At 41.6% G+C, this 1213-nt stretch carries 1 pseudogene; it reads left to right on the forward strand.

Features of this window, described 5'->3' with window-relative positions:
* A pseudogene (locus tag ACFIMM_RS08255) lies at positions 1-1213 on the forward strand (hypothetical protein); the annotation flags it as partial.

Here is a 1213-nt window from a genome sequence, read left to right on the forward strand (position 1 = left end):
AAGCTTTAAAGATGGTACTTTCACGGGTCCAACCTATAAATTATCCAGTGTTGATGCAAAAGGCGAGGTAGTAGAAAAATCTTATGGTGATGTTGGTTTAGCCATTGAAGGTATTGATACGAATTTCAAGAATGTGAATAATAACCTAACGAATAAGTTTAATGAACTTACTGAAAACATCACGAATATTACTCAGGAAGTTCAAGGCGATGCGCTGTTGTGGGATAAGGACGCAGAGGCGTTTGTAGCGACGCATGGAGAGAAGGAAAGCAAGAGTAAGATTACATTTCTTTCCAATGGAGAGGTTTCTGCAAGCTCAAGTGATGCGGTCAATGGTTCTCAGCTTTTTGATACGAATAAGACTGTTGCAACTTATTTAGGTGGTGGCGCTGAATATAAAGAAGGTCAATGGAATGCTCCAAGCTTTAAAGTTAAGATCGTCAAAGAAGATGGCAGTGCTGTTGAAGAGCAAAGTTATGATGATGTTGCCAAAGCGTTTGCTGGTGTAGGGGCTTCATTCACGAATATTCACAAAGAGCTTCAGAGTGAGATTAATAAAGTTGTAGGAGATAGTCTTGTTAAGCAGGATGATGCTACGAAGGTAATCAAGATAGGTGATGAAAAAGAGGGTAGTGCAATCACAATTTCAAACATGAATGGTGATGCACGTAGTCTCTCTGGCGTGAAAGCTGGAACACTTTCTGAAGGCTCGACGGAAGCAGTGAATGGTTCTCAGCTTTATTCCTTGAATCAGACGCTGGCGACTTATTTTGGTGGTGGAGCTCACTATGAAGATGGTCAATGGGTAGCACCTACTTTCAAAGTTACGACATTTAATGATGATGGTAGTCCAGAAGAGCATAGCTACCCTAATATTGCGGAAGCGTTTGCTGGTGTAAGCAATTCATTTACAAAGCTTCATAATGAGATTTCAGACAATATTGAGCAGAATGCGTTGTTGTGGAGTGATGAAGACAGTGCGTTTGTAGCGCTTCATGGGAAGGGAGATAAAAGAAGTAAGAGCAAACTGAAGTCAGTTTTAGATGGCGATATTTCTGAAGGTTCGACAGAGGCGATTACGGGCAATCAGCTTTATTCCTTGCATCAGACGCTAGCGATGTATTTAGGAGGGGGAGCTAGCTATGAAGGTGGCGAATGGAGGGCTCCGGAATTCAAGGTTTCACAATTCAATTCTGATGGTAGTTCGTCAGAA

Source organism: Bartonella sp. AP258QHHD, from assembly GCF_042196145.1.
Classification (GTDB): Bacteria; Pseudomonadota; Alphaproteobacteria; order Rhizobiales; family Rhizobiaceae; genus Bartonella.